General features: G+C 65.3%; 24 protein-coding genes. 17 read left to right on the top strand and 7 right to left on the bottom strand.

Annotated elements, in window-relative coordinates; all coding sequences use genetic code 11:
- Positions 1–97: 97 nt before the first annotated feature.
- Together QA649_RS02095 and acnA are read right to left on the bottom strand one after the other, a co-directional pair.
- Complete coding sequence (locus tag QA649_RS02095; protein ID WP_260387481.1) at positions 98–874, bottom strand: DUF1223 domain-containing protein; 777 nt, start codon at positions 872–874, stop codon at positions 98–100.
- Between the two features lie 233 nt (positions 875–1,107).
- Positions 1,108–3,828: an aconitate hydratase AcnA gene (acnA, locus tag QA649_RS02090; RefSeq protein ID WP_283022748.1), complete on the bottom strand. Its 2,721-nt coding sequence runs from the start codon at positions 3,826–3,828 to the stop codon at positions 1,108–1,110.
- Between the two features lie 241 nt (positions 3,829–4,069).
- Here acnA and ccmA point away from each other — a divergent pair, with 241 nt between their 5' ends.
- The 5 genes from ccmA (at position 4,070) to QA649_RS02065 (ending at position 7,258) form a co-directional block, all read left to right on the top strand.
- A complete protein-coding gene (gene ccmA, locus QA649_RS02085; protein WP_283026234.1) occupies positions 4,070–4,672 on the top strand; it encodes a heme ABC exporter ATP-binding protein CcmA in 603 nt (200 codons plus the stop codon).
- A 277-nt stretch (positions 4,673–4,949) separates the two neighbouring features.
- The gene (gene ccmB, locus QA649_RS02080) at positions 4,950–5,618 is read left to right on the top strand and encodes a heme exporter protein CcmB (RefSeq protein WP_130362890.1); all 669 of its coding nucleotides are present in this window, start codon (positions 4,950–4,952) and stop codon (positions 5,616–5,618) included.
- 91 nt (positions 5,619–5,709) lie between these two features.
- A complete protein-coding gene (locus QA649_RS02075; RefSeq protein ID WP_283022747.1) occupies positions 5,710–6,495 on the top strand; it encodes a heme ABC transporter permease in 786 nt (261 codons plus the stop codon).
- Positions 6,492–6,677 (top strand): heme exporter protein CcmD, encoded by a 186-nt coding sequence (ccmD, locus tag QA649_RS02070; RefSeq protein WP_283022746.1) that lies wholly within the window; start codon positions 6,492–6,494, stop codon positions 6,675–6,677. Before QA649_RS02075 ends, ccmD begins: the two co-directional genes overlap by 4 nt.
- Positions 6,674–7,258, top strand: a complete 585-nt coding sequence (locus QA649_RS02065; RefSeq protein ID WP_283022745.1) for a DsbE family thiol:disulfide interchange protein — start codon at positions 6,674–6,676, stop codon at positions 7,256–7,258. Before ccmD ends, QA649_RS02065 begins: the two co-directional genes overlap by 4 nt.
- 92 nt (positions 7,259–7,350) lie before the next feature.
- Here the strand turns inward: QA649_RS02065 and QA649_RS02060 are convergent, their stop codons facing one another.
- Together QA649_RS02060 and ftsY are read right to left on the bottom strand one after the other, a co-directional pair.
- On the bottom strand, positions 7,351–7,953 hold the full coding sequence (locus QA649_RS02060; RefSeq protein ID WP_283022744.1) for a septation protein A: 603 nt from the start codon (positions 7,951–7,953) through the stop codon (positions 7,351–7,353).
- A 2-nt stretch (positions 7,954–7,955) separates the two neighbouring features.
- Positions 7,956–8,903 carry a signal recognition particle-docking protein FtsY gene (gene ftsY / locus QA649_RS02055; RefSeq protein WP_211405264.1) on the bottom strand — a complete coding sequence of 316 codons (948 nt, stop codon included), beginning with the start codon at positions 8,901–8,903 and terminating at the stop codon, positions 7,956–7,958.
- 57 nt (positions 8,904–8,960) lie between these two features.
- On the opposite strand from ftsY, the gene QA649_RS02050 reads away from it, so the two are divergent.
- Positions 8,961–9,662 carry an RNA pseudouridine synthase gene (locus tag QA649_RS02050; protein ID WP_283022743.1) on the top strand — a complete coding sequence of 234 codons (702 nt, stop codon included), beginning with the start codon at positions 8,961–8,963 and terminating at the stop codon, positions 9,660–9,662.
- 105 nt (positions 9,663–9,767) lie between these two features.
- Positions 9,768–10,877: a DUF2336 domain-containing protein gene (locus QA649_RS02045; RefSeq protein WP_283022742.1), complete on the top strand. Its 1,110-nt coding sequence runs from the start codon at positions 9,768–9,770 to the stop codon at positions 10,875–10,877.
- Between the two features lie 130 nt (positions 10,878–11,007).
- Here QA649_RS02045 and mtaB read toward each other — a convergent pair whose 3' ends face one another.
- Positions 11,008–12,264 carry a tRNA (N(6)-L-threonylcarbamoyladenosine(37)-C(2))-methylthiotransferase MtaB gene (gene mtaB / locus QA649_RS02040; protein WP_283022741.1) on the bottom strand — a complete coding sequence of 419 codons (1,257 nt, stop codon included), beginning with the start codon at positions 12,262–12,264 and terminating at the stop codon, positions 11,008–11,010.
- Entirely contained in the window at positions 12,264–13,139 is an 876-nt protein-coding gene (gene dapF, locus QA649_RS02035; protein ID WP_283022740.1) for a diaminopimelate epimerase, read from the bottom strand. The genes mtaB and dapF overlap by 1 nt, the downstream gene beginning before the upstream one ends.
- A 235-nt stretch (positions 13,140–13,374) precedes the next feature.
- Here dapF and QA649_RS02030 point away from each other — a divergent pair, with 235 nt between their 5' ends.
- Both QA649_RS02030 and QA649_RS02025 read left to right on the top strand, forming a co-directional pair.
- Positions 13,375–14,154, top strand: coding sequence for a GyrI-like domain-containing protein (locus tag QA649_RS02030; protein ID WP_283022739.1), 780 nt, complete (start codon positions 13,375–13,377; stop codon positions 14,152–14,154).
- A gap of 5 nt (positions 14,155–14,159) precedes the next feature.
- The gene (locus QA649_RS02025; RefSeq protein WP_283022738.1) at positions 14,160–14,861 is read left to right on the top strand and encodes an SIMPL domain-containing protein; all 702 of its coding nucleotides are present in this window, start codon (positions 14,160–14,162) and stop codon (positions 14,859–14,861) included.
- Positions 14,862–14,947: 86 nt separating this feature from the next.
- Here the strand turns inward: QA649_RS02025 and QA649_RS02020 are convergent, their stop codons facing one another.
- Complete coding sequence (locus QA649_RS02020) at positions 14,948–16,012, bottom strand: MBL fold metallo-hydrolase (protein WP_283022737.1); 1,065 nt, start codon at positions 16,010–16,012, stop codon at positions 14,948–14,950.
- Positions 16,013–16,448: 436 nt separating this feature from the next.
- On the opposite strand from QA649_RS02020, the gene ffh reads away from it, so the two are divergent.
- From ffh to leuC, 8 genes are all read left to right on the top strand, one after another.
- Positions 16,449–17,993, top strand: a complete 1,545-nt coding sequence (ffh, locus tag QA649_RS02015; RefSeq protein WP_283022736.1) for a signal recognition particle protein — start codon at positions 16,449–16,451, stop codon at positions 17,991–17,993.
- A 100-nt stretch (positions 17,994–18,093) separates the two neighbouring features.
- On the top strand, positions 18,094–18,426 hold the full coding sequence (gene rpsP / locus QA649_RS02010) for a 30S ribosomal protein S16 (protein ID WP_018643926.1): 333 nt from the start codon (positions 18,094–18,096) through the stop codon (positions 18,424–18,426).
- Between the two features lie 9 nt (positions 18,427–18,435).
- Positions 18,436–18,969, top strand: a complete 534-nt coding sequence (rimM, locus tag QA649_RS02005; RefSeq protein ID WP_283022735.1) for a ribosome maturation factor RimM — start codon at positions 18,436–18,438, stop codon at positions 18,967–18,969.
- Between the two features lie 119 nt (positions 18,970–19,088).
- On the top strand, positions 19,089–19,760 hold the full coding sequence (locus tag QA649_RS02000) for a hypothetical protein (RefSeq protein ID WP_283022734.1): 672 nt from the start codon (positions 19,089–19,091) through the stop codon (positions 19,758–19,760).
- 40 nt (positions 19,761–19,800) lie between these two features.
- Positions 19,801–20,484, top strand: a complete 684-nt coding sequence (locus QA649_RS01995; protein WP_283022733.1) for a hypothetical protein — start codon at positions 19,801–19,803, stop codon at positions 20,482–20,484.
- Between the two features lie 47 nt (positions 20,485–20,531).
- The gene (trmD, locus tag QA649_RS01990) at positions 20,532–21,287 is read left to right on the top strand and encodes a tRNA (guanosine(37)-N1)-methyltransferase TrmD (protein WP_283022732.1); all 756 of its coding nucleotides are present in this window, start codon (positions 20,532–20,534) and stop codon (positions 21,285–21,287) included.
- 108 nt (positions 21,288–21,395) lie between these two features.
- Positions 21,396–21,776, top strand: a complete 381-nt coding sequence (gene rplS, locus QA649_RS01985; RefSeq protein ID WP_018643929.1) for a 50S ribosomal protein L19 — start codon at positions 21,396–21,398, stop codon at positions 21,774–21,776.
- A gap of 420 nt (positions 21,777–22,196) precedes the next feature.
- The gene (gene leuC / locus QA649_RS01980; RefSeq protein ID WP_283022731.1) at positions 22,197–23,603 is read left to right on the top strand and encodes a 3-isopropylmalate dehydratase large subunit; all 1,407 of its coding nucleotides are present in this window, start codon (positions 22,197–22,199) and stop codon (positions 23,601–23,603) included.
- Positions 23,604–23,634: the final 31 nt, after the last annotated feature.

Here is a 23,634-nt window from a genome sequence, read left to right as displayed (position 1 = left end):
CCTGAGCTGCATCAGCGGGGCCCTTCATGGTTCGAGACGCGCGCAAGAGCGCGCTCCTCACCATGAGGAGCGAAAGCGAGTGCGACGCTAGAAAGAATCAGTGCAGCGACGTGTACGCCGCACCTAACATCGGGCCCGGCTTCTCGCGGCTGCCGTCCTGCACGTAGACCACTGCGCCGTCGACGCCGTCGCGCGTGAGGTTCTCGATCGGCACGGTCCAGCTTTCGGCACGGCCGTTCCAATCGCCGACCTTGAGCAGGTTGCGCACCACGTTGTGGTAGGTGATCTGCTGCCCGCGATTTTCGCCCTTGGCGATCGCGATCGGGACCGACTTGGCGATCGAGCAGATCCAGACCTCGCCATGCGAGACAGCCGGCTCATTGCTCGCGGCGACCGAGACGTTGATCTGCTTGCCCGCGAGCGACATCGTCACCGGAACGCTCATCACGCCGGTGCCCTTGTCGGTCTTGCCGATCGCGCTCTCGATGCCGGCGCGATCGCTGCCGATGACATGCGTCGAGCCGTTCACCACGACCTGCGGCGTGTAGACCTCGCGGTCACCGCGCATGCGTGAATAGGCACGCTGCCGTGCAGAGAAACGCGAATCCGCCAGCGTGTCCTTCCAGCCGAGATAGTCCCAATAATCGATCGGCATGCTCAGCGCGATGATCGAGGGATCGCTGGAGAGGTCGCCGATGATCTTGTCGGCGGGTGGGCAGGACGAGCAGCCCTGCGAGGTAAACAATTCGACAACGGCGCGGGGATCGGCGTGTGCGGGACGGATGACGGCGACGATTGCACAGATGCCGAGTGCTCCCGACCAGAGGGCACCGGACCAACGTGAAATCAGATGGGAAGCCGTCATTGTTGTCATGTCGAACGCCGCACACCAAAGCTCGTGGGAGGGGGAATCTTATCGATTGATGGTCACCGTAGTCTTACGGGGCGCGGCATGCTCAACCATCCAGGAAACCGTGCCAAGCCGATTTTCCGCCGGATGGGCCCATCCAAAACATGCCGCAAACGCGCGAAGGCGGCCTTGTGATAGGCCGCCTTCGTTTAACCTTCTACTCACGTCGCAGTGAGCCACCGTTCACAAATTCGCGCTTAGGCCGCGAGCTTGCGCAGCACGTAGTGCAGAATGCCGCCGTTCCGGTAGTAGTCGAGCTCGTCCAGCGTATCGATGCGGCAGAGCAGCGAAACGCGCTGCAACGAACCGTCGCCGGAGACGATCTCCGCAGTCAGCTTCTGGCGCGGCTTGAGGTCGCCGACGAGGCCGCGCAGCGTGACCTTCTCGTCGCCCTTGAGGCCGAGCGACGACCATGAGGTGCCTTCCTCGAAGGTCAGCGGCAGCACGCCCATGCCGACCAGGTTGGAGCGGTGGATGCGCTCGAAGCTCTGGCAGATCACGGCGCGAACGCCGAGCAGACGGGTGCCCTTCGCAGCCCAGTCGCGCGAGGAACCGTTGCCGTATTCGGCGCCGGCGAACACCACCAGCGGCACCTGCTCCTGCTGGTACTTCATCGCGGCGTCGTAGATCGACATCTGCTCGCCGTCCGGCCAGTGCTTGGTGAGGCCGCCTTCCGGAATGTTGCCGTCAGCGCCCTTGAGCATGAAGTTCTTGATGCGGATGTTGGCGAAGGTGCCGCGCATCATGACTTCATGGTTGCCGCGACGCGTGCCGTACTGGTTGAAGTCGGCCGGACGCACCTGGTGCTCGCTGAGATACTTGCCCGCGGGCGAGGTGAGCTTGATCGAACCGGCCGGCGAGATGTGGTCGGTGGTGATCTTGTCGCCGAACATGGCGAGGACGCGCGCCTCGACGATGTCGGTGACCGGCTCCGGCTCCTTCTTCATCCCTTCGAAATAGGGCGGGTTCTGCACGTAGGTCGAAGACATGTTCCAGCGATAGGTCTCGCTCTCGACCGTCTTGATCTTGCGCCAGTTGGTATCGCCCTTGAACACGTCGGCATACTTTTTCTTGAAGATCGACGCGGTCACGAACTTCTTCATGAAGGCGTTGATCTCCTTCGTCGTCGGCCAGATGTCCTTGAGGTACACCGGCTTGCCGTCCTTGCCTTCGCCGAGCGGCTCGACGGCGAGATTCTTCGTCACGCTGCCCGCGAGCGCGTGGGCGACGACGAGCGGCGGCGAGGCCAGGTAGTTCGCCTGCACGTCCGGCGAGACGCGGCCTTCGAAGTTGCGGTTACCGGAGAGCACGGCGGCGGCGACGATGCCGTTGTCGTTGATCGACTTCGAGATCTCCTCCGGCAGCGGACCGGAATTGCCGATGCAGGTGGTGCAGCCGAAGCCGACCAGGTTGAAGCCGACCTTGTCGAGATCCTTCTGCAGACCGGAATCGGCGAGATAGCCCGCGACCACCTGGCTGCCCGGGGCGAGCGAGGTCTTCACCCACGGTTTTGCCTTCAGGCCCTTGGCAGCCGCGTTGCGCGCCAGCAGGCCGGCACCGATCAGCACGCTCGGGTTCGAGGTGTTGGTGCAGGAGGTGATGGCCGCGATCACGACGTCGCCATGGCCGATCTCGAAATCCTTGCCCTCGACGGCGAAGCGCTTCGTCGGCTCCTCGGCCTTCTTGTACTCGGTGCCGAGCGCGACCGAGAAGCCTTCGGCGACCGACGGCAGCGCGATGCGGCCTTCGGGACGCTTCGGGCCGGCCATCGAGGGCACCACGTCGGCGAGGTCGAGCGTCAACGTCTCCGTGAACACGGGGTCGGCCGACTTGGCGGTGCGGAAGAGCCCTTGCGCCTTGGCATAGGCCTGCACCAGCGCGACGCGCGGTGCAGCGCGGCCGGAGGTCTTGAGGTAGTCGATCGCGGCGGCGTCGACCGGGAAGAAGCCGCAGGTCGCGCCGTATTCGGGCGCCATGTTGGCGATGGTCGCCTTGTCGGCGACCGAGAGATTGTCGAGGCCGGGGCCGAAGAACTCGACGAACTTGCCGACGACGCCGAGCTTGCGCAGCATCTGCGTCACGGTCAGCACGAGGTCGGTGGCGGTGACGCCTTCCTTCATCGCGCCCTTCAGCTTGAAGCCGACGACGTTGGGCAGCAGCATCGACAGCGGCTGGCCGAGCATGCAGGCTTCCGCCTCGATGCCGCCGACGCCCCAGCCGAGCACGGCGAGACCGTTGACCATGGTGGTGTGGGAGTCGGTGCCGACCAGCGAGTCGGGATAGGCGACCTCGAAGGTGCCGGTCTTCTTGCCGACCGTCATCTTCTCCTTCTTGGTCCACACCGTCTGGGAGAGATATTCGAGATTGACCTGGTGGCAGATGCCGGTGCCGGGCGGCACGACGGAGAAGTTCGAGAACGCCTTCTGGCCCCACTTCAGGAACTCGTAGCGCTCCTGGTTCTGCTTGTATTCCTCGGTGACGTTCTTGGCGAAAGCCTTGTTGTCGCCGAAGAAGTTCACGATCACGGAGTGGTCGATGACGAGATCGACCGGCACCAGCGGGTTGATCTTCTCGGCGTCACCACCGAGCTTCTGCATGGCGTTGCGCATTGCAGCCAGGTCGACCACGGCCGGAACGCCCGTAAAATCCTGCATCAGCACGCGGGCCGGGCGGAAGGCGATCTCATGCTCCAGCGACTTCTTGCGCAGCCACTTCGACACCGCGACGATGTCTTCCTTCTTGACCGAGCGGCCGTCCTCGTTGCGCAGGAGGTTCTCGAGCAGGACCTTCATCGAATAGGGGAGTTTCGAAATTCCCTTCAGACCATTCTTCTCGGCCGTGGGCAGGCTGTAATAGACATAGGTCTTGGCGCCGACCTTGAGGGTCTTTTTGCATTTGAAGCTGTCGAGCGAGGTCATGTAGGAAATCCCAATTGTTAGTTATACCCGGCAGGGTATTTTAACACCGTCAGCGTAGCAGGCTGGGTCGCTTGCAGGGGCAGGTTGAGTTGCTGCATCAAGTAGTTCCGGGCTTATAGAAGCTTTCTAACCGCACCGCCACAGCCACAATCGTGCCGCAGCAATTGCCGAGCCAAAAATTCCCATGCGCTACCCCAAGATTTCCTGAGGCCTGGCTTTGAGCGGACTGGATCAAGCCAAGATGCAACTGTCCGGACGCGGGGTCGCCTGCGTACGCGGCGGGCGCGAGGTGTTTTCCGGGCTCGATTTCGAGGCCGTCTCCGGCGAAGCCGTGGCGGTGACGGGTCGCAACGGGTCGGGCAAGACCTCGCTGCTGCGGCTGATCGCCGGTCTGCTCATTCCGGCTGGCGGCAGAATCATACTGGACGGGGGCGACGCCGAAATGACGCTACCCGAACAGTGCCACTATCTCGGCCATCGCGACGCCCTGAAGCCGGCGCTGAGCGTGGCCGAAAATCTGGCATTCTGGGCTGATTTTCTGGGCGGGGAGCGGGGCGACGGCGCCGCGAGCCTCGAGGCCGTCGGCCTCGACCACGCCACCCATCTGCCCGCCGCCTTCCTGTCCGCCGGCCAGCGCCGCCGGCTCTCGCTGGCCCGGCTGCTCACGATCAGGCGCCGGATCTGGTTGCTGGACGAGCCGACCGCCGCACTGGACGTGGCCGGCCAGGACATGTTCGGCGGCCTGATGCGGGAGCACCTCGCCCGCGGCGGCATGATCATCGCGGCGACCCATGCGCCGCTGGGGATCGATTCGCGGGAGCTGCGGATCGGGGGAATAGCATGAAGTTCGGGCACCCTCAGTTTTCCAAGCGGCCAGACTCGGCTCTCTCCGTTCCCTCCCCCCTTGTGGGGGAGGGGCAGGGAGGGGGTGCCACACGGCGTGCTCTATCGGCTCTAGCGTCTTGGAGAGGAGAGCTCCGTTGCTGGCGGCTCGCCTCGAACGAGCATCTCGCCCGGGGCTACCCCCCTCCCGCCCTCCCCCACAGGGGGGGAGGGAGCACAGTTTGCCTGGCGCGCGAGCCGGGCCCTCAAAGCCGCGTCGCCCCCGAAAGCGCCACCCCATGACCGCCCTCTCCGCTCTCATCCGCCGGGACATCCGGATCGCGCTCCGCGTCGGCGGCGGGGCGCTGATCGGGGTGCTGTTCTTCCTGACCGTGGTGGTGCTGATGCCGTTCGCGGTCGGGCCGGACCTGGCGCTGCTGTCGCGGCTGGGGCCGGCGATCCTCTGGCTCGGCGCGCTGCTGGCGAGCCTGCTCACCCTGGACCGGCTGTTCATGGCCGACCATGAGGACGGCTCGCTCGACCTGATCACGATGAGCCGGACCCCGCTGGAACTCGCCTGCGCCGCCAAGGCGCTGGCGCATTGGCTGGCCGCCGGCCTGCCGCTGATTGTCGCAACCCCCGTACTCGGCCTGTTGCTGAATCTCGACATGGTCGCGACCGGCGCGGTGGCGCTGACGCTGCTGGCGGGCACGCCGGCGCTGACGTTTACCGGCATGATCGGCGCGGGGCTGGCGGTGACGCTGCATCGCGGCGGGCTGCTCATGGCCGTACTGGTGCTGCCGCTGTCGATTCCCGTGCTGATCTTCGGCGTCGCGGCCTCGCAGGCCGCGATCGTCGGTCCCATGACGTTCGGAGCGCCGTTCTCGATCCTGTGCGCGCTGTCGCTGGTCAGCCTCGTGGTCGGCCCCTTCGCGGCGGCGGCGAGCCTGCGGCATGGACTGGATTGAGTTGGACTGGACTGACCTTGACCCCGATCAACTTTCGTGGCGCGCTTTTATGCTGATTGCGTGAGCATCAACCGGTGATTATCAGGATACCATGACGCTGATCGACCTCGCCAACCCCACGCGGTTCCTCGCGCTGACAGCGCGGGTGTTGCCATGGCTTGCGGGTGCGACCGTCATCCTGCTCGCCATCGGCCTCTATCAATCGGCGCTTGCGCCCGACGACTACCAGCAGGGCGCGACCGTCAAGATCATGTTCATCCACGTGCCCAATGCCTGGCTGTCGATGTTCGTCTGGGGCGTGATGAGCATCGCCTCGCTCGGCACGCTGGTGTGGCGGCATCCGCTCGCCGACGTCGCCGCGAAAGCCGCAGCACCGATCGGTGCCAGCTTCACTTTCCTCGCGCTGCTCACGGGCTCGCTGTGGGGCCGGCCAATGTGGGGCACCTATTGGGAATGGGACGCGCGGCTGACCTCGGTGCTGATCCTGTTCCTGATGTATCTCGGCCTGATGGCGCTGTGGCGTGCGGTCGACGATCCCTCGCGCGCGGCGCGCGCCGCGGCGGTGCTGACACTGGTCGGGGCGATCAACCTGCCGATCATCAAGTTCTCGGTCGACTGGTGGAACACGCTGCACCAGCCAGCCTCGGTGATGCGCGTGGGCGGCTCGACGCTCGACAAATCCTTCCTGATTCCGCTTTTGGTGATGGCGATCGGATTCACGCTGCTGTTCGTCACGCTGCATCTGGCGGCGATGCGCAACGAGATTTTGCGCCGCCGGGTCCGCTCGCTGCAGATGATGCAGGCGAGCCGCGTCGCGTTTTCGAACGAGGTGGGCACCGGTTCGCGTCAGGAAAACACGTCAAAAGGGGCGGCGTGATGATGTCGCTCGGTCCCTACGCCTCCTTCATCGTGACGTCCTATGCCGCTGCGGCCCTCGTGATCGTGATCCTGATCGGCTGGATCGTGCTCGACTATCGCAACCAGACCCGGCGCCTGCACGAGCTCGACCGTAGCGGCGTCACCCGCCGCTCGGGCCGCAGCGCGATGGACGCATCATGAGCGATCAATCGACCTCCGGCGCGCCGCAGCGCCGCACCTTCCTGATGGTGCTGCCGCTGATCGCCTTCATTGGATTGGCGCTGCTGTTCTGGTTCCGGCTCGGCAGCGGCGATATCTCCCGGATTCCCTCCGCGCTGATCGGCCGGCCCGCACCGCAGACCGCGCTGCCGGAGCTGGAGGGATTACAGGACAATGGCGCACAGGTGCCGGGGCTCGATCCCGCCGCCTTCAAGGGCAAGGTCAGCCTCGTCAATGTCTGGGCGTCCTGGTGCGTGCCGTGTCACGACGAAGCACCGCTGCTGACCGAGCTCGCCAAGGACAAGCGCTTCCAGCTCGTCGGCATCAACTACAAGGACGCAGCCGACAACGCGCGCCGCTTCCTGGGGCGCTACGGCAACCCGTTCAGCCGCGTCGGCGTCGACGCCAACGGCCGCGCCTCGATCGAATGGGGCGTCTACGGCGTGCCGGAGACGTTCGTCGTCGGGCGCGAAGGCACCATCGTCTACAAGCTGGTGGGGCCGATCACGCCGGACAATCTGCGGACGGTGTTGCTGCCGCAGATGGAGAAGGCGTTGAAATAGTCACCGTCATTCCGGGGCACGCGAAGCGTGAACCCGGAATCTCGAGATTCCGGGTTCGATGCTGTCGCATCGCCCCGGAATGACTCCAACAGCTACCCCTTCCTCACGTCCCCGGCCTCAGCCTCGCTGGTCTCCAGCGACGCGGGCTCGATCCCGTAGCGCTTGGTCAGCGGCATCTGGGCGACCGCGAAGATCATCGTGATCGGGGTGACGCCGAACACCTTGAAGTTCACCCAGAAATCCGTGCTCTGGGTGCGCCAGACGATCTCGTTCAGCACCGCCATGCCGGCGAAGAACAGCGCCCAGCGCAGCGTGAGGATGCGCCAGCCCTGCGGCGTCAAATTGAACATCTGGTCGAACATCACGGCGATGAACGAGCGGCCGAACAACAGGCCGCCGCCGAGGATCGCGGCGAACAGGCCGTAGATGATGGTCGGCTTGACCTTGATGAAGGTCTCGTCGTGCAGCACCAGGGTCAGCGTGCCGAACACCAGCACGATCACGCCCGTCACGATCGCCATGATCGGGATGTGGCGCGTCACCACGTAGGAGGCGGCCATCGCCACGACGATCGCGACCATGAAGGCGCCGGTCGCGGCGAACAGGTTGAACTTCGCATTGACGAAGAAGAACACGAGCAGCGGACCGAGCTCGGTCGCAAGCTTGAACAGCGGATGCGGCTGGGTCTTGTCCATCTCTAGCTTTCGATTCCGGCGATGGCGCGGGCGAAATCGCGCGCGGTGAACGGCGCGAGATCGTCGACGCCTTCGCCGACGCCGATGAAATGCACCGGCAGTTTGAACTTCTCCGCGAGCGCCACCAAAATGCCGCCGCGGGCGGTGCCGTCGAGCTTGGTCATCACGAGGCCGGTGACCCCGGCGGTGCGATGGAACGCCTCGACCTGCGACAGCGCGTTCTGGCCGACAGTAGCATCCAGCACCAGCAGCACGGCATGCGGCGCAGTGTCATCCACCTTGCGGATCACGCGCACGACCTTTTCGAGCTCGTTCATCAGCTCGGCCTTGTTCTGCAGGCGGCCGGCGGTGTCGATCAGCAGCACGTCGATGTTCTGCTCCTTCGCCGCGGTGAGCGCGTTGAAGGCAAGGCTCGCCGAATCCGAGCCTTGCGCGCCGGCGATGACGGGCGTCTTGGTCCGCTCGCCCCAGACCTTGAGCTGCTCGATCGCGGCGGCGCGAAACGTGTCGCCGGCGGCGAGCATCACCTTGCGGCCCTCGGATGCGAATTTTTGCGAGAGCTTTCCGATGGTGGTGGTCTTGCCGGAGCCGTTGACGCCGACGACGAGAATGACGAACGGCTTCCTGGCCGCGTCGATCTCGAGCGGCTTTGCCACCGGCGACAGCACCTTCTCGACCTCGGTCGCGACGACGTCCTTGACCTCGTCCGCCGAGATCGCCTTGTCGTAGCGCCCAGCGCCGACGGCATCCGCAATCCGCACCGCGACGGAGGTCCCGAGGTCGGCGCGCAACAGCACGTCCTCGATGTCGTCGAGCATGGCGCGGTCGAGCTTGCGCTTGGTGACGAGGTCGGCGACCGCGGTCCCGAGCGAGGACGAGGTGCGCTTCAGCCCGTTGGACAGGCGGCGCCACCAGCTCAGCTTGGGGGTTTCGGAGGTGGTATCGTTCATGGTGGCGTGTTAGCCGTTCCGGCTCGCAAACGAAAGCCTTGACCGAAAGTCTTGCAATTGCTCGATGTTCCCCAATTGACGGCCGATGAAATCCTGGCCCGCGTGCTCCATCGCGACGGGCTGATGCTGATCATCGACAAGCCGGCCGGCCTGCCGGTGCATCGCGGCCCCAAGGGCGGCGCCAATCTGGAGGATTCCTTCGACGCGCTCCGCTTCGGCCTGCCGCGGCCGCCGGTGCTGGCCCACCGGCTGGACAAGGACACCTCCGGTTGCCTCGTGCTCGGCCGCCATCGCAAGGCGACCGCATCGCTGGGCCTGCTGTTCAAGCATGGCAAGATCGGCAAGACCTACTGGACCGTGGTCGAGGGCGGCCCTGCCGAGGATGAAGGCACCATCGACATGCCGCTCGGCCGGCTCAATGCCGAGCGCGGCTGGTGGCAGAAGCCGGATCCGGACGGGCAGAAGGCCATCACCAACTGGAAGGTGATGGGCCGGGGCGACGGTTTCACCTGGCTCGCGATGGAACCGGTGACCGGGCGAACCCATCAATTGCGGGTGCATTCGGCCGAGAGCGGCTGGCCGATCTTCGGCGATAACATTTACGGCAACGGCCCGCGCTTCGGCGAGCCGCGGCTGCACCTGCACTCCCGCGAGATCGTGGTGCCGATCTCCCGGAACAAGGAGCCGGTTCGCGTGGTCGCACCGGCCCCGCTCCACATGCACGAGAAGCTCCGCGCCTGCGGGTGGAGCGGGGAGTAGTGGCGGCCCGGAGGCATGGTTTACGAAACGTTCAGTGCTCGCCTCTAATGATCACGGTTGCTTAGAACAAGCTTCCGTCAATCCGCTCAGGACGAGCCGCGCGTCATGCCCAAGGCCGAGCTATCGATCATCGACGAGGTCGAATCCGCACTTCGGATCGGCTCGCCAGAAAAGGGCCTGGAAACGGCGCGGCGCGTCACCGACCTGTTCCTGTCCTCCGCCGGCAGTTTCAGCGACAAGCAGATCGCGCTGTTCGACGACGTGCTCGAGCGCCTGATCGGCTCTATCGAGCTGCGCGCGATTGCCGACATGGGTGCGCGCGTGGCGCTGGCCGAGATCAGCATGCAGCTGGCGCCGATCGCGCAGGCGCCGCCGTCCGTGATCCGTCGCCTCGCCAACAATGACGAGATCCGCATCGCCGGCCCCGTGCTGCAGGATTCCGCGCGTCTCGACGATGGCGAGCTGGTGAGGATCGCCTCCAGCAAAAGCGAGCCGCATCTGCTCGCGGTCGCCGGCCGCTGGTGGCTGAAGGAGATCGTCACCGACGCGCTGCTGGCGCGGCGCTATCCCAGCGTCAGCCGGCGGCTCGCCGCCAATCCCGGCGCGCGCGTCTCCGGAAATGGATTCGCCGTCATCGTCGGCCAGGCCGAAAGCGATCCCGAGCTCGCCGTCAGCGTCGGCGTCCGTATCGACCTGCCGTCGGAGCTGCGCCGGCAGTTGCTGCGCTCGGCGACGGATGTGGTGCGCACGCGCCTGTTGTCGCGCGCGCCGCCGCATCTGTTCGAGGAGATCCAGAGCGCGATCGCCGCCGTCACCGTCGGCGTCGAGCGCGAGATGTCGGGCGTCCGCGATTTCGAAGGCGCCAAGCGCGCCATCGCGGGCCTCAAGGCCACCGGCCAGCTCAACGAGGCAACGCTGCTCGGCTTTGCCAGACAGCGGCGCTATGAAGAGACCGCCGCTGCCCTGGCGGCATTATCGGGATCGACCGTCGAGGTGATCCGTCCGCTGATGCAGAGCCTGCGCGAGGACGGCCTGCTGGTACCGTGCAAGGCGGCCCAGCTCAGCTGGGAAACAACAGTCGCCGTGCTCGAAAGCCGTTTTGCAACAGGCGCGATGAAGCCGGCCGACCTTGCCAAAGCGCAGGGCCATTACGCGCGCATGACGCCGGAGAACGCAGGGCGGACGCTGCGGTTCTGGCAGGTGCGGGCGTCGTAGGGCTACGCTGCGCACCAAGCTAACGGTGTCATCACCCGCGAAAGCGGGTGATCCAGTATTCCAGAGACTTTAGTGGAATACGGAAAAGCCGCGGCGTACTGGATCGCCCGGTCAAGCCGGGCGACGACACCTATCGTGTGACTAGCCGCTCACCATCGCTGCCGGCAATCATCAGCGGCACGACGCTTCCGACCCGCTCGCCCGCAATCGCCACCGGCAGATAATGCTCGGTGCGGCCCTGCCCCTCGCTCTCGATCAGCACTTCGCGCGTTGCGCCGATCTCGGCTTGCAGCCGCTGCCGTAGCGCCGCGTCTCCGGCTGCGCGCAGCCGCTTCGCGCGCTCCTTGATCACGCCGCCCGCCACCTGCGGCATGCGCGCGGCGGGCGTGCCGGGGCGCGGGGAATAGGGGAAGACGTGCAGGAAGGTCAGGCCGCATTCCTCGACCAGATCGAGCGAGCGCGAGAACATTTCTTCGGTCTCGGTCGGGAAGCCCGCGATGATGTCGGCGCCGAAGGCGACATCGGGACGCAAGCGGCGCACCTGATTGCAGAAGGTGATCGCATCCTGCCGCAAGTGCCGCCGCTTCATGCGCTTCAGGATCATGTCGTCGCCTGACTGCAGCGACAGGTGCAGATGCGGCATCAGGCGCGCATCCTCAGTGATGGCATCGAGCAGGTCGTTGTCGGCCTCGATCGAATCGATCGAGGATATGCGCAGCCGCTTCAACTCCGGCACATGCCGCAAAATCTGCTTCGTCAGCATGCCGAGTTTTGGTGCGCCGGGCAGGTCCGCACCGTAGCTGGTGAGATCGACGCCGGTCAGAACGATCTCGGCATGGCCGCGCGCCACGAGCGCGCGCACCTGCTCGACCACTGCACCCATCGGCACCGAGCGCGAATTGCCACGACCGAACGGGATGATGCAGAAGGTGCAACGGTGATCGCAGCCGTTCTGCACCTGCACGAACACGCGCGGCAGGCCGCTGGCATAGCCGTCGATCAGATGCGGCGCCATCTCCCTGACCGCCATGATATCGCTGACGGCGATCTTTTCGCTGGCGCCGATGTCGAACGCATCGCGCGTCTCGTGCCACACTTCGCTGCGCATCTTGTCGTCATTGCCGACGACGCGATCGACCTCGGCCATGTCGGCGAACATCTGGCTTTGCGTCTGCGCCGCGCAGCCGGTGACGACGATGCGCGCCTCGGGGCGCTCGCGCTTCAGCTTGCGGATCGACTGACGCGCCTGCGCCACCGCCTCGTTGGTGACGGCGCAGCTGTTGATGACGATGGTATCGGAAAGGCCGGCGCCTTCCGCTTTGCTGCGGATCACCTCGGCCTCGAAGGCGTTGAGGCGGCAGCCGAAGGTGACGATGTCGACGGCCATCAGCCGACCGGCGCAAACAGCGCCGGATCGAAATTGCCTTCATATTCGAAGGTCGCCGTGCCCGTCATCAGCACATGGTCGTCGCGCTCGCGCCATTCGATGCCGAGCTTGCCGCCAGGCAGCGTGATCTCGACCTTGCGCTCGGCGCGCTTCAGCCGCGCGGCCGCAACCGCCGTCGCACAGGCCGCCGAACCGCAGGCCCGGGTCAGGCCCGCGCCGCGCTCCCAGGTGCGGATCGTGATGTGCTGGGGATCAACGATATGGGCGAGCGTGATGTTGGCGCGCTCGGGGAAGATCGGATGATTTTCCAGCAGCGGACCGAAGCGGCCGAGATCATAGGCGTTGACGTCGTCCACCCAGAACACCGCGTGCGGATTGCCCATGCTCACCGCCGACGGCGAATGCAGGATCGGATTGTCGATCGGCCCGATCTGCAGTTCGATGTAGCGGGTGTCGCGAAACTCTTCCGCCAGCGGAATGTCCTGCCAGCCGAACTTTGGCGCACCCATGTCGACGGTGTAGAGATCGGGTGCAGGGCCTTGCCAGGCATTGAGCAGGCCCGCGGCGGTCTCGAAGGTCGCCGTGGTCTGTCCGGTCTTCTCGAAGATGCGGCGGACCACGCAGCGCATGCCATTGCCGCAGGCGCCGGCTTCGGAGCCGTCATTGTTGTAGATGCTGATGAAGGCCTCGGTGCCGTCGAGCCGCGGCTTCTGCAGCACCATGAGCTGGTCGTAGGGCACGCCGCCCTGCGCGGACGCCACGGCGCGGGCGTCGTCCGGCGTCACCTTTGCCGCGGAGTCGCGCATGTCGACAACGACGATCTCGTTGCCGATGCCGTTCATCTTGGCAAATGCGTGGTGGGCCAGCGCGCTCATGAAAATTCCCGAATTTCGCCCGCCTTATATGGTGATCCCAGGCTGCTTGGCCAGTGATTTGCCGCCGCGAGCAGGACATCTGCCATGACGCATCTGTCATGGGACGAATTCGGCGCTCGCGTGTTAGAACGGCGCGGTTCGCGCGAACCGGGACGCGCGGCCGGGTTAAGGCCTTGGTGGGTAAGGTCTTGATGAATTGAGGCCCTGGCGGACCGGGGGCCTTGGGGAGAATAAAATGACCAGTTTTCGTCGTCTCGCTCTGGCCGCGCTGATCCCGGCAGCGGCCTTGTCGCTTGGGCTATCAGGCGCTCTGGCGCAGTCCCCGAGCCCGGCGCCGGCTGCCTCGGCGAGCCCTTCAGCGACAAGCCCGGCGCCTGCACCGTCGGCCTCGCCCTCTCCGGCCGCGAGCGCGTCGCCCGCCCCTGTCGCGACGCCGTCGCCGGCGGCCAGCGCGTCACCCGCGCCGGCAGCTTCGCCATCGCCCGCAGCCAGCGCCTCACCCAGCCCGACGGCTCCGCCGGCTGCGGCCGCCACCCCGGCCCCGGTGCAGACCGCCGATCCCTTTGGCCTCGAGACCACGCTCGAGCCGAAGAAGGTCGTGATGGTCAAGGGCACTGCCAATTGGGATTCCGCCTTCGACACGCTGATCGACGCCTTCAAGGCGCTCAACACGCTGCTGGACAAGCAGGGCATCAAGCACGCCGGCAACTCGATGATCGTCTACACCTCGACGGATGACACCGGCTTCACCTTCCTCGCCGAGATCCCGGTCGAGCAGGATCCCAAGAACCTGCCCAAGGACATGAGCGTCGGCAAATCGCCGGAGGGCAAGGCGCTGAAATTCGTCCATCGTGGCTCGTACGACAACATGGACAACACCTACGAGGCGATCACCAATCACCTCGACGACAAGAGACTGGAAGCCAAGGACACCTTCATCGAGGAATACCTCACCGATCCCCTGAAGACGGCTGAGGACAAGCTCGTGATCAATGTTTTCGTGCCGCTGAAGTGAGAGTGATGAAAAAGTCTGCAGTACTCGCCGCCGTCCTTGCCACCACGCTGCTGGCCGCGCCCGCGCGCGCCGACGATTTTCCCGCCGCGATCTCAGTGAGCGGCGAAGCCACTGTGTCGGTGGCGCCTGATCTCGCGCAGATCGATGCGGGTGTCGCCAATGACGCCAAGACGGCGAAGGAAGCCTCCGATGCCAACAATGCCGCGATGGGCAAGGTGCTGCTGGCGCTGAAGGGTGCCGGCATCGCCGAGAAGGACTACCAGACCTCGCGCCTGTCGCTGCAGCCGCAATACGGCCAGAACAAATCCACCGGCGCCTCGCCCGTGGTCGGCTTCCGTGCCTCCAACCGCGTCACCGTGAAGATCCGCGACGTGACCAAGGTGCCAACCATCATCGACACGCTGGTCAGCGCCGGCGCGAACGACATCGGCAACATTTCGTTCGAGGTGACGCAGGCCTCGAAGCTGCTCGATGACGCACGCGAGCAGGCGGTGGCCGATGCGCGCCGCAAGGCCGAGATCTATGCCAAGGCCACCGGCGTCACGCTGGGCGCTCCGCTCAGTGTGTCGGAGGGTGGTGCGCCCGTGCCGCTGTTCAAGTCGCGGATGGCGACAGCACCGATGGCGGCTCCTGCGGCGGTCGCGCCGGGCGAGGAGACGCTGTCGGTAACGGTGAATGTGAGCTGGGCGATCAAGCAGGGGCAGTAAGAGGCACGCTGTTCGCCACAACAACGGTGTCGTCCCGGCCTAGTGCGCAATTGCGCACTAGGCCGGGACGACAGCGGAGGATGGAGCTAAATCTCCACCACCTGCCCCGGCTTCATCGCCACGAACCGCTCCTGCGGAATCTTCGCCGCATCGAGCGCTTCGACGAGTGCTTTCGCCGGCGCGTCGATCGCCTCGTCCGTGAGCTGGAATGTGCCGTGGTGATGCCCGAGCGCGGCCTCGGCGCCGCAATCGGCCAGCGCCTTCACCGCATCCTCCGGGTTCATGTGCTGGTCGCGCATGAACCAGCGCGGCTCGTAGGCGCCGATGGGGAGGATGGCGAGGCGCAGCTTCCCGTGCTTCTCGGCGACGCGGCGGAAATGCCGGCCGTCGCCATAGCCGGAATCGCAGACCACGTAGATTTTCCCTGCCGGCGTCTCCAACACGAAGCTCGCCCACAGCGCCTTGTTGCGATCGAACAGGCCGCGCGCGGTCCAGTGCCGGGTGGGCACCAGATGAACGGCGACACCTTCGCCGAGCTCGACGCGGTCGTGCCAGTCGAACGCTTCCGCCCTGATCGTGGGATCGACGCCGCGCATCGTGACGTCATTGCCGAGCGGGGTCACCACGCGCGGGCCAAAATTCTTGGCGAGGCGCGACAGCGTCGCCATGTCCAGATGATCGTAATGGCCGTGCGAAACCAGCACGACGTCGACCTTCGGCAGCTTCTCGAAGGCGATGCCGGGATCGTTGTGCCGTTTCGGTCCGGCCCAGCCGACCGGCGAGACCCGCGAGGACCAGACGGGATCAACCAGGATGTTGAGGCCGCCGGCCTGGATCAGCCAGCTGGCGTGACCGACGAAGGAGAGCCGCACCTTGTCGCCGTCGACCCGCTCCGGCGGCGTGTCGGCATGCGGGCTCGGAACCCACACGGGCCAGGCCGCCCGCTGGCGCTTGCCGCTGAACTGCCAGCGCAGCACCTCGCGAAGCGATTTCGGCGGCGCCCCGTCCGGATCGAAGAAGTGCAGGCCGTTGAAATGGTCGGAGGCGGGGCCGTCATAGGTCTTCATGCGGGACATCCAGAGGGAGGGGACGCCGACCAGAGCACCGGCTCCGGCAAGCAGTCCGAAAAGGCGGCGGCGGGTGACCGGCACGGGCGGGCTTCTAGGGTTGGTCGGGGCGGTAGGACATCACCGCCTATATGGGCGGGGCCGGCGGAAAAGGAACCCGCTGCAAAAAAGATCATACTTTCAGAGCCTTGCCCTCCGAAAGGTATGCCGGCGCCCTAACTTTCCTTGACTTTTGGGCGGGAGCGGCGTTTAACCCCGCCACTTTCTCGGAAAGGCTTTCTTTTCGACCCGCCGACCGGTCCTCGAGGCCGGAGGTCAACGCCCGACAGCGCTGTGCGCCCTCGGGCGTAAAGGTGTTTGGTTTTCTGCTCCCTCGCCCCGCTCTTGCGGGGAGAGGGTCGGGGTGAGGGGCTCGCTCCGCGCGTGGTGCGCGCAGTTGGTCCCGTACCCCCTCACCCGGATCGCAAAGGCGATCCGACCTCTCCCCGCAGGCGGGGAGAGGTAAAGAAGGACAACGGCATTGTTCGACAATCTGTCGGAACGGCTTGGTGGCATTCTCGATCGTCTGACGGGGCGCGGTGCGCTGACCGAAAAGGACGTCGACGCCGCGATGCGCGAGGTGCGCCGCGCGCTGCTGGAGGCCGACGTCGCGCTCGAAGTGGTGCGCAGCTTCACCGAGCGCGTGCGCGAGCAGGCGATCGGCGCCACCGTCGTCAAGTCGGTCACCCCCGGCCAGATGGTGGTCAAGATCGTCCATGACGAGCTGATCAACACGCTCGGCGCCGAAAGCCAGACCATCGACGTCAATTCCGTGCCGCCGGTGCCGATCATGATGGTCGGCCTGCAGGGCTCCGGTAAAACGACGACCACCGCAAAGCTCGCCCGCCGCCTGGTCCAGCGCGACAAGCGCAAGGTGCTGATGGCCTCGCTCGACGTCTACCGTCCGGCGGCGATGGAGCAGCTGGCCGTGCTCGGCCGCGACCTCGACATTCCGACCCTGCCGATCGTGGCGGGCCAGCAGCCGCCGCAGATTGCGAAGCGCGCGCTGGAAGCCGGCAAGCTCGGCGGCTACGACATCGTGCTGCTCGACACCGCCGGCCGCACCACGCTCGACGAAGAGATGATGGCGGAAGCCGCGGCGATCAAAGCCGCCGCCAATCCGCACGAAGTGCTGCTGGTGGCGGACTCACTCACCGGCCAGGACGCGGTGAACCTCGCGCGCTCGTTCGATCAGCGCGTCGGCCTTACCGGCATCGTGCTGACACGAGTTGACGGCGACGGCCGCGGCGGCGCCGCGCTGTCGATGCGCGCCGTCACCGGCAAGCCGATCAAGCTGATCGGCACCGGTGAAAAGACCGACGCGCTGGAGGATTTCCACCCCGATCGTATCGCCGGCCGCATTCTCGGCATGGGCGACGTGGTCTCGCTGGTCGAACGCGCTGCCGCCAATATCGACGCCGAAAAGGCCGCGCGCACCGCCGAGCGCATGCGCAAGGGTCAGTTCGACCTCAACGACATGCGCGAGCAGCTTTTGCAGATGTCCAACATGGGCGGCATCAGCGGCCTGATGGGCATGATGCCCGGCATCTCCAAGATGAAGAACCAGATCGCGGCGGCCGGCATCGACGACAAGATCTTGAAGCGCCAGGTCGCGATCATCGATTCCATGACGCGCGACGAGCGCCGTCATCCGGACCTGCTGAAAGCGAGCCGCAAGAAGCGCATCGCCGCCGGCTCCGGCCAGAGCGTCGAGCACGTCAACAAGTTGCTGAAGATGCACCGGAACATGGCCGATGTGATGAAGGCCATGGGCTCGGGCAAGCGCGGCCCGCTCGCCGGCATCGCGCAGGCGATGGGCTTTGGCGGCGGCATGAAGATGCCTTCGCCCGAAGAGATGAAGGCGATGCAGGAAAAGATGCAGGCCGGCGGCGGTGGCCTTCCGAATCTGCCGAAGGATCTGCCGGCGGGTCTTCGCCAAGGTCTGCCGAACCTTCCTGGACTGACCGGGCTGAGCGGCAAGCCGACGCTGCCGGGCCTCGGCGGGTTCCCGGGCAAGAAGAAATGAGGAATTCGTCGCACGGGATCGTAAGCGGTCTCGCGCGACGCGGAATACCAATCAACCGAACAAAACGTACTTTGCAAACCGTACTTCGAAGGAGAACTGAATGTCCGTCGTTATCCGCCTCGCCCGCGCAGGCACCAAGAAGCGTCCCGTCTATCACGTCGTCGTCGCCGACTCGCGCTTCCCCCGCGATGGCCGCTTCATCGAGCGTCTCGGCTATTTCAACCCGCTGCTGCCGAAGGACAACGAGACCCGCCTGAAGCTCGACATGGACAAGGTGAAGTCCTGGCTCGCCAAGGGCGCGCAGCCGTCGGACCGCGTGATGCGTTTCCTCGACGCCGCCGGCGTCAAGAAGCGCGAAGCGCGCAACAACCCCGAGAAGGCCGTGCCGCGCAAGGAGCGCAAGGCGCAGGCCGAAGCCGCCGCCAAGGGCTAAGGCTAGGACATGTCGGCGCTGGTCTGCGTCGCGCGGATCGGCGCCGCGCATGGGGTGCGCGGTGCGGTCAAGCTATGGACCTTCACCGAGGATCCGTTCGCCGTCAGGCGCTACGGTCCGCTTCTCGCCAGGGACGGCAAGCGCCAGTTCGAGGTCGCGACGGCGCGCGAGGCGAAAGATCATCTGGTCGCGACGTTCAAGGGCGTCACGACCCGCGATGAAGCCGAGCGCCTCAACGGCATCGAGCTCTACGTCCCGCGCGAAAAACTGCCCGCGACGGACGAGGACGAATATTACCACACCGACCTGATCGGACTCGCCGCCGTCACCACGGACGGCGAGCCGCTCGGCCGCGTGCTCGCGATCCATAATTTCGGCGCCGGCGACATCATCGAGATCGCACCGCTCAAGGGCGCGACGATACTGCTGCCGTTCTCCAACGCGGTGGTGCCGGAGGTCGACCTCAAGGGCGGCCGTGTCGTGATCGTGCTGCCGCAGGAGATCGAGGGCGACCGTGACCGGGACGAGGCTTCGTCGTCATAGCGGCGCGATAACAGCTCGCCAACACATCTCGCGAAATCTTCACTTGCCTCAAACGTCCGGCTGGTTCACGCTTGGGTTGCATCGCCCTCCCAAGCTGCTTCCGACCACCGGAGATTTAAATGCTGCGCCGCTGTCTTCTGGCAACGATGAGCCTGCTCGTGTCCATGAGCGTCCTCCACGCGCAGACGCCGCCGAGCCCGCCGCCAGCAGCCGAGGCGCCAACCGTCGAAGCCATGGAAGAGCCGCAGCTCGGCGACCATTGGACTTACGAGCTCCGCGACGAGATCACGGGCGATCTCAAATCGACGATGACGCACACCATTACGGATGTCACCGCCTCCGAGATCGGCATCCGCATTGCGCTGGTCGGCAAGAATGACACCGGCTTCCAGACCTATAATCGCTCCTGGGACATGATCGGCGGCCTCTGGCGTTTCACGCCGAACGACGGGATGGGTATTCGCGCCCCTCTGGAGGTCGGCAAGAGCTGGCCAGTGAAATCGACCGCGTTCAACAGCTCGAATGGCGCCAGCCTCAAGATCTCGGGGACCTCGAAGGTCATGGCCAAGGAGACCGTCACTACGCGTGCCGGCACGTTCGAGGTCTACAAGATCGAGACGTCGATCGAATCGCGAAACGGCAATGACGCGACCAAGAAATTCCTGACCGAGCAACAGACCTGGTACGCGCCGGCGATCGATCATTGGGTGAAGCGCTCGACCGTCAACCGCTTCGAAGGCCGGGTTCGCGACCGGGCCCAGATCGAGTTGGTGGAATACGGCCGCCGCTGAGCAGCCGGGCTGAGAACAAAGACATGTGGGGGACGTTCTGATGCTTCGTCAATCGATGATGGCGGCTGTTTGCCTGCTTGCTGCGAGCACAGCGACCTGGGCGGCCGGCGATGCGCCGGCCACGCCCGCCGCGCCTGCCGCCGCAAAGCCGGTCATCGCAATGGAGGAGCCTCAGCAGGGCGACTTCTGGACCTACGAGGTGCACGACGAGATCAGCGGAAAGGTGAACGCGGTCCGCAAGAACATCGTCACAGACGTCAGTCCGACGGAGATCGGCATCCGCTTTACGATCGACGGCAAGGACGGACAGGGCCTGCAGGTGTTCGACCGGACCTGGAATCTGAAGAATGCGGGTGAGTGGAAATTCCAGCCGGGCGACGGCAGCGGCGTTCGCTTGCCGTTGAAGGTCGGCACCAGCTGGAATTTCTCCGGCGACGACGTTAACAACAGCAAGGGCAACATCTGGAAGCGGTCCGGCCAGTCGAAGGTGGTGGGTCAGGAGACGATCACCACCAGGGCCGGCACGTTCGAGACCTACAAGATCGAAACGACACTCGTGAGGCGCCCGACCAACGATCCGACGCGCAAGAACGACATCACGTCCGTGACCTGGTACGCCCCCGCGATCGACCATTGGGTGAAGCGCACCTTTGTCTCACGGGGCAACGGGCATCTGCTCATCAGCAACACCCACGAGCTTGTCGAATACGGCCGCAAGAACTAGGCCTGCGGCCCCTCGACCTCCCGGCCGCAATGCCCTAACCAGCGGCCATGACCAATCCCTCACCCTGGCGCGCGACGGTGCTGACGCTGTTTCCGGAGATGTTTCCGGGGCCGCTCGGCGTGAGCCTGGCCGGCCGGGCGCTGGCTTCGGGGCTGTGGGAGATCGAGGCGCGGGACATCCGGGCCTCCGCCACCGATCGCCACCGCAGCGTCGACGACACGCCGGCCGGCGGCGGCCCGGGCATGGTGCTGCGAGCGGACGTTCTGGCCGCCGCCATCGATGCTGCCGAGATTGCCCCCGAACGGCCGCGCCTGCTGATGAGCCCCCGCGGTCGGCCATTGACCCAGGCCCGCGTCACCGAGCTCGCCCAGGGTCCCGGTCCGCTGATCGTCTGCGGGCGGTTCGAGGGGATCGACCAGCGAGTGATCGACGCGCGGGGGCTGGAGGAGGTCTCGATCGGCGATTACGTGCTCTCCGGGGGCGAAATCGCCGCTTTAGCCCTGATCGACGCCTGCGTCCGGCTGCTGCCGGGGGTGATGGGCAAGGAAGCCTCGGGAACCGAGGAGAGCTTTTCGGACGGCCTGCTCGAATACCCCCAGTACACCCGCCCCCAGCTGTTCGAGGGGGTTCCGATCCCGGACATCCTGACCTCGGGCGACCACGCCAAGGTTGCTAGCTGGCGGCGGGCGCAATCCGAGAGCCTGACAGAGGCCCGGCGGCCGGATTTATGGGCCCAAATCCCGCCCAAGCCCCCGAATCGGCCCCGTCGCCAAAAAACGCCAAAAAACAAGACAGACGGGTGACAAACGCTCCGGCTTGCCTTATAGGAGCGCCCACATCCGCAATAGCTGGATAGACGAATTTCGCGCAGCCCCCGATCTGCGGCTGGGCGCGCCGATGGAGATTACCCCATGAACCTGATCCAACAGCTTGAAAAAGAGCAGTTCGAGAAGCTCTCCGCCACCAAGGAGATTCCGGAATTCGCCCCTGGCGACACCGTGATCGTCAACGTGAAGGTCGTCGAAGGCGACCGCACCCGCGTGCAGGCCTATGAAGGCGTCTGCATCGGCCGTTCCGGCGGTGGCCTCAACGAGAGCTTCACCGTCCGCAAGATCTCCTATGGCGAGGGCGTCGAGCGCGTGTTCCCGCTGCTCTCCCCGATGATCGACTCGATCAAGGTGGTGCGCCGCGGCAAGGTGCGTCGCGCGAAGCTCTATTACCTCCGCAACCTTCGCGGCAAGTCGGCCCGCATCGTCGAGAAGCAGGACCGCCAGGCTGCCGTCGGCGAGTAAGCTTCGCCACCAGGCAAGTTACGAAAAGCGCGGGGCTCGGCTCCGCGCTTTTTTGTTTGGCCGGACGCCCTCCCCGACCTCGTCATTGCGAGCGCAGCGAAGCAATCCAGAGTCTTTCCGAAAAGGCAGTCTGGATTGCTTCGTCGCAAGAGCTCCTCGCAATGACGAGCTGAAACTCTCGCGCTTTTACCGCTGCATGCTATATAGCTTCTAGAATGTTTCCAGATCTGACCAGCTTCGCACCCGTCCAGCGCATCGTCATCGACGATCGCTCGCGGCTGCCTGGACGGTTCTTCGGACGCTTCGCGACCTCGGCAACGTCAGAACTTACGCGCGCAGCCTAAAAGCTGCGCTGACGATTTTGTTGCCCGCGCGCGAGGCGCGCTATCCGCTGACACAACATTCCCGGAGCTCAAGCTCATGTCCAAGCCGACCACCCTGTACGACAAGATCTGGAACGACCATCTGGTGCACGAAGCCGACGACGGCACCTGCCTGCTCTATATCGACCGCCATCTGGTGCACGAGGTGACTTCGCCGCAGGCGTTCGAAGGCCTGCGCACCACGGGCCGCAAGGTCCACGCCCCCGAGAAGACGCTCGCGGTCGTCGACCACAACGTACCGACCACCGACCGCACCAAGCCGAATCCCGATCCCGAGAGCATCGAGCAGATCAAGGCGCTGGCCGAGAACGCCAAGGAATTCGGCATCGAATATTACAACGAGTTCGACAAGCGTCAGGGCATCGTCCACGTCATCGGCCCCGAGCAGGGCTTTACCCTGCCCGGCACCACTATCGTCTGCGGTGACAGCCACACCTCGACGCATGGCGCGTTCGGCGCGCTCGCGCACGGCATCGGCACCTCCGAGGTCGAGCACGTGCTGGCGACGCAGACGCTGATCCAGAAGAAGGCCAAGAACATGCGTGTCACCGTCGACGGCCAATTGCCGGACGGCGTGACCGGCAAGGACATCATCCTGGCCATCATCGGCGAGATCGGCACCGCGGGCGGCACCGGCTACGTGCTGGAATATGCCGGCGATGCGATCCGCGCGCTCTCGATGGAAGGCCGCATGACGGTCTGCAACATGTCGATCGAAGGCGGCGCCCGCGCCGGCCTGGTTGCGCCCGACCAGAAGGCTTACGACTTCCTGCGCGATCGGCCGAAGTCGCCGAAGGGCGCGGCCTGGGACGCGGCGATGCGCTACTGGGAGAAGCTGCGCTCCGACGAAGGCGCGCATTTCGACCACGAGCTGCGCCTCGATGCGGCAAAACTGCCGCCGATCGTGACATGGGGCACCTCGCCTGAAGACGTGATCTCGGTCACCGGCATCGTGCCCGATCCCGACAAGATCGCGGACGAGGCCAAGCGTCTCTCCAAGCATCGCGCGCTGAAATATATGGGCCTGACCGCGGGCACGAAGATCACCGACATCAAGCTCGACCGCGTCTTCATCGGCTCCTGCACCAACGGCCGCATCGAGGATCTGCGCGCCGCTGCCAAGATTGCTGAAGGCAAGACCGTTTCGGCGAACGTCAACGCCATGGTCGTGCCGGGCTCCGGCATCGTGAAGGAGCAGGCCGAGGCTGAAGGTCTCGACAAGATCTTCATCAAGGCCGGCTTCGAATGGCGCGAGCCGGGCTGCTCGATGTGCCTCGCGATGAACCCGGACAAGTTGAAGCCGGAAGAGCGCTGCGCCTCGACCTCGAACCGCAATTTTGAAGGCCGCCAGGGCTTCAAGGGAAGGACGCATCTGGTGTCGCCGGCGATGGCGGCGGCAGCGGCGATCGCGGGTCACTTCGTCGACGTCCGGGACTGGCGCTAAGCCGGTTCCTGCAATTGTAGCGATCACGGCA

It is taken from the genome of Bradyrhizobium sp. CB1717, assembly GCF_029714325.1.
Classification (GTDB): Bacteria; Pseudomonadota; Alphaproteobacteria; order Rhizobiales; family Xanthobacteraceae; genus Bradyrhizobium.
The sequence above is the reverse complement of the archived record's forward strand: the minus strand, read 5'-3'. Positions and strand labels throughout refer to the sequence as shown.

Bases quoted from the DNA above. Each gene is read 5' to 3' on its own strand.
- QA649_RS01995 (WP_283022733.1), top strand. From the start codon at position 19,801: ATGCTTCGTCAATCGATGATGGCGGCTGTTTGCCTGCTTGCTGCGAGC.
- leuC (WP_283022731.1), top strand. From the start codon at position 22,197: ATGTCCAAGCCGACCACCCTGTACGACAAGATCTGGAACGACCATCTG.
- mtaB (WP_283022741.1), bottom strand. From the start codon at position 12,264: ATGGCCGTCGACATCGTCACCTTCGGCTGCCGCCTCAACGCCTTCGAG.
- QA649_RS02060 (WP_283022744.1), bottom strand. From the start codon at position 7,953: ATGGACAAGACCCAGCCGCATCCGCTGTTCAAGCTTGCGACCGAGCTC.
- ccmB (WP_130362890.1), top strand. From the start codon at position 4,950: ATGACCGCCCTCTCCGCTCTCATCCGCCGGGACATCCGGATCGCGCTC.
- rplS (WP_018643929.1), top strand. From the start codon at position 21,396: ATGAACCTGATCCAACAGCTTGAAAAAGAGCAGTTCGAGAAGCTCTCC.
- rimM (WP_283022735.1), top strand. From the start codon at position 18,436: ATGTCGGCGCTGGTCTGCGTCGCGCGGATCGGCGCCGCGCATGGGGTG.
- trmD (WP_283022732.1), top strand. From the start codon at position 20,532: ATGACCAATCCCTCACCCTGGCGCGCGACGGTGCTGACGCTGTTTCCG.
- rpsP (WP_018643926.1), top strand. From the start codon at position 18,094: ATGTCCGTCGTTATCCGCCTCGCCCGCGCAGGCACCAAGAAGCGTCCC.
- QA649_RS02065 (WP_283022745.1), top strand. From the start codon at position 6,674: ATGAGCGATCAATCGACCTCCGGCGCGCCGCAGCGCCGCACCTTCCTG.
- QA649_RS02000 (WP_283022734.1), top strand. From the start codon at position 19,089: ATGCTGCGCCGCTGTCTTCTGGCAACGATGAGCCTGCTCGTGTCCATG.
- QA649_RS02030 (WP_283022739.1), top strand. From the start codon at position 13,375: ATGACCAGTTTTCGTCGTCTCGCTCTGGCCGCGCTGATCCCGGCAGCG.
- QA649_RS02095 (WP_260387481.1), bottom strand. From the start codon at position 874: ATGACAACAATGACGGCTTCCCATCTGATTTCACGTTGGTCCGGTGCC.
- QA649_RS02025 (WP_283022738.1), top strand. From the start codon at position 14,160: ATGAAAAAGTCTGCAGTACTCGCCGCCGTCCTTGCCACCACGCTGCTG.
- ccmA (WP_283026234.1), top strand. From the start codon at position 4,070: ATGCAACTGTCCGGACGCGGGGTCGCCTGCGTACGCGGCGGGCGCGAG.
- ftsY (WP_211405264.1), bottom strand. From the start codon at position 8,903: ATGAACGATACCACCTCCGAAACCCCCAAGCTGAGCTGGTGGCGCCGC.
- QA649_RS02045 (WP_283022742.1), top strand. From the start codon at position 9,768: ATGCCCAAGGCCGAGCTATCGATCATCGACGAGGTCGAATCCGCACTT.
- dapF (WP_283022740.1), bottom strand. From the start codon at position 13,139: ATGAGCGCGCTGGCCCACCACGCATTTGCCAAGATGAACGGCATCGGC.
- acnA (WP_283022748.1), bottom strand. From the start codon at position 3,828: ATGACCTCGCTCGACAGCTTCAAATGCAAAAAGACCCTCAAGGTCGGC.
- QA649_RS02075 (WP_283022747.1), top strand. From the start codon at position 5,710: ATGACGCTGATCGACCTCGCCAACCCCACGCGGTTCCTCGCGCTGACA.